Origin of the sequence: Pseudomonas sp. S4_EA_1b (assembly GCF_016307435.1) — a bacterium.
Lineage (GTDB): Bacteria > Pseudomonadota > Gammaproteobacteria > Pseudomonadales > Pseudomonadaceae > Aquipseudomonas > Aquipseudomonas rhodesiae.
Genome location: NZ_JAEILC010000209.1, coordinates 1 through 2,949, shown reverse-complemented (window position 1 = coordinate 2,949; position 2,949 = coordinate 1). Strand labels below are relative to the sequence as shown.

Annotated in this window: 3 protein-coding genes; 1 reads left to right on the top strand and 2 read right to left on the bottom strand. The window is 60.2% G+C overall.

What is annotated here, in order from left to right:
- On the bottom strand, window positions 1-201 hold a 201-nt coding region (locus tag YA0848_RS35680; protein WP_332874114.1), incomplete at its 3' end, for an MASE2 domain-containing protein.
- 80 nt (window positions 202-281) lie between these two features.
- The gene (locus tag YA0848_RS35675; RefSeq protein ID WP_034097191.1) at window positions 282-914 is read right to left on the bottom strand and encodes a LysE family translocator; all 633 of its coding nucleotides are present in this window, start codon (window positions 912-914) and stop codon (window positions 282-284) included.
- Between the two features lie 254 nt (window positions 915-1,168).
- On the opposite strand from YA0848_RS35675, the gene YA0848_RS35670 reads away from it, so the two are divergent.
- On the top strand, window positions 1,169-2,587 hold the full coding sequence (locus tag YA0848_RS35670) for an aminotransferase-like domain-containing protein (protein WP_034114937.1): 1,419 nt from the start codon (window positions 1,169-1,171) through the stop codon (window positions 2,585-2,587).
- Window positions 2,588-2,949 lie beyond the last annotated feature (362 nt).

Below are 2,949 nucleotides of genomic sequence, written 5' to 3'. Positions count from 1 at the left end.
CTGGCTGGCGCGTTTGGTCAGTTGAAACGATACATGGGGCCAGACAAACGCGTTGATCAGCATCCAGGCCCATATCCACGGCGGAGGCTCCAAGGGGGACATGGCAAAAACCACGCACACCACGCCCAAGGCCAATCCCAAGGCACGGGTTTTGTAGAGGCGTATGGCGAGCGGAAGTCCTTTTCCTCCGACGCTGGGCATGGCGGGGGTCAATCCTGGAGGAATGCCTCGAGTCTATCAGGGCAGCGGCAAATTGCCACCACGACCGATAAAGGCGTTGCTCAGTGGGAAAAACCCCGCGCAAGCATTAATGCGACCCCCAACAGCAGCACCGCCGTGGCGCGCTGCAACAACACGCGGCGCTGGGGGTTTTCCAGCACATGCTTGATGCGCTGACCGAAGTAGCAATACAAGCAGCCGCTGGCGAATTGCAGCAGCAGAAAGGTCAGCCCGAGGATGGCGATGTCCGCCGCCGAGCTGTGCTCCCCGGCCCCGGCGAACTGCGGAAACACCGCGCTGAACATAATGATGGTCTTGGGGTTGGAAAACCCAGTCAGCAAGCCTTTGCCAAACAGGCTGCGCGAACCTTCCACGGCTCCTGCCCTGTCGATCGACACGCCGTTGCTGGTCCACTGTTTGTAGGCCAGGTACAGGATGTAGGCGACGCCGACAAACTGGACGGTCTGAGTAATGGCCAGATTGCCCTTGATCAGTTCCGAGAAGCCCACGGCAAAGATCAGGATCGAAATCAGGTACGACACACTGGCGCCGATCTGCGCCGGGATCGAACTGCGCAGGCCGTCCTTCAAGCCCAGGCTCAGCAAGAGCAGGGTCATGGGGCCAGGGCTGAAGGTCATGGTGGCGCAAAACAACAGAAAGTAGAGAAACGAGGAGAGCGTTAATGAGGTTGTCATGATCCTGGTCCTTGGGTAGGAGAGTCGACTGTCTTGGCCTTGAGCCCCCTCTTCGACTCTCAGCGGTTTCTGGATGCGCACATATAAGTCGTCATAAGAAACGCGGAATCCATTGCTCACTTGCAGGGAAAATCGCCGTATCCAAGCGAGGTGGCCGGCAGTCTAGAGGAGCTACGTTGCACCAGGCAGGTAAAGTGATGCCTAATCCGGCCTCACTTCACCGGTAAAAGCACCAGCAAAGACAAGGAAGGTTTATGTTTGTATCCGCCATCGCCTTTGTGGACGGCACGCCGAAGGTGCAGCAGATCGTCGAAGCGTTCAGCCAGGCTATTGAAAACGGCGAATGGGCACCGGGTAGCAAATTGCCATCGGTGCGCGAGTTGACTCAGACCCTGAGCGTCAGCAAATTCACCCTCAACGAAGCCCTCGACCGTCTGCGCGGCCGCAACCTGCTGACCTCCAGCCAGGGCCGCGGCTACTTTGTGGCGATGGGCAGCACGCGGCCAGCGTCGTCGACCTGGGTCGACCTACTGCCCCAGGACCTGCTCAGCGTCTTGCGTCGCCCGCTGGTGACCACCGACGGCGACCTGCGCCCCGGCGGCGGCCATTTGCCCGAAGCGTGGTTGAACAGCGACGCGCTCCGCCAGGCCATGCGCAGCGTGGTGCGCGCGCCGTCGCTGCGCATCGCCGGGCTGGGTACGCCAGCCGGTCTACTACCGCTGCGCCAGGCCCTGCAACACAAGTTGCACGGTGACGGATTGTCGGTGCCGGTGGAGCAAATCATCACCACCCCTAACACCGTGCAAGGCTTGGACATGCTTATGCGCCTGCTGGCGCGCCCCGGCGATACGGTGTTGCTGGATGCCCCGTGTTATTTCAACTTCCACGCCAATTTGGCGCTGCATGGGGTCAAGGTGGTGACCATCCAGCGTCGCCCGGACGGTTTCGACTTTACCGCTCTGGAACAGCTGCTGGCCGAACACCGTCCCAACCTGTACCTGACCACCAGCGTGCTGCATAACCCCACCGGCCATTCGTTCAGCCCGAGCCAAGCGTTCCGCCTGCTGCAGCTGACCCAGCATTACCACTGCCATATTGTCGAGGATGACCTCTACGGCGACCTGCACCCCAACCCACCACCACGCCTGGCCAGCCTCGCCGGTCTTGAGCAGGTGACTTACCTGTCGGGGTTTTCCAAGATCCTCAGCGCCAACACCCGCGTCAGCTACGTGGTGGCCGCGCCGCAATTGGCGGCCAACTTGACCAATATGAAGTTGATGAGCGGCGGCGTGACCTCGGAGCTGTTCGAGCAGATCGTCTACCGCATGCTCAGCGAAGGCAGCTACGCCAAGCACCGCAAACGCATGGTGCAACGGCTGATGGAGGCCGGTGGTCGCGTGGAGCAATGGCTCAGGCGTTGTGGTTGTGAACTGCCGATGGCCTACGAAGGCGGCATGTTTATCTGGGCGCGCCTACCGCCGGGGGTAAACGGCGAACTACTGGCCCAGGAGGCGTTGAAACGCAGCATGGTGCTGGCACCGGGGGCGTTATTCGGCTACGACACGATCCATCGCGATTCGATGCGCTTTAATGTGGCCCACAGCGACGACGCGCGCGTGCAGCGTGTCTTCGAAGCCCTGCTGCGTGAGGGTGCCGGCAAGTCTGGCGACTGATGCGGCCTAGGCTATACGTCGATTTTTTGCTTCGTCGTGTCCTCGTGCAGCCGTCAGGCGATGCGCCCAGCCCTTTACAAGCATGCGACGACGTATCCTGCTTGGCGGGTTTGACCAAGCCTGTTACACACCATATAGTGTGCCCACAAACAAAACAGACCACTACATAGTGTGCGACATCGGTGTTCACCGACCACACTCTGCGCAGTATTTCAATGCCTTGAAGCCTGCAAATCATCTAATTTTTGGACGGGCCCACCCCCGTCAGACCAGACCAGGAAGGAATATTTCGATGCTGAGTTGGGATGAAGTCGACAACGAAGACACCGGCCCAGCGGTGATCAAAGGCGCCAACGCCGGCC

Excerpts from the sequence above, each read along its gene's own strand:
- YA0848_RS35675 (WP_034097191.1), bottom strand. The coding sequence starts at position 914 with ATGACAACCTCATTAACGCTCTCCTCGTTTCTCTACTTTCTGTTGTTT.
- YA0848_RS35670 (WP_034114937.1), top strand. The coding sequence starts at position 1,169 with ATGTTTGTATCCGCCATCGCCTTTGTGGACGGCACGCCGAAGGTGCAG.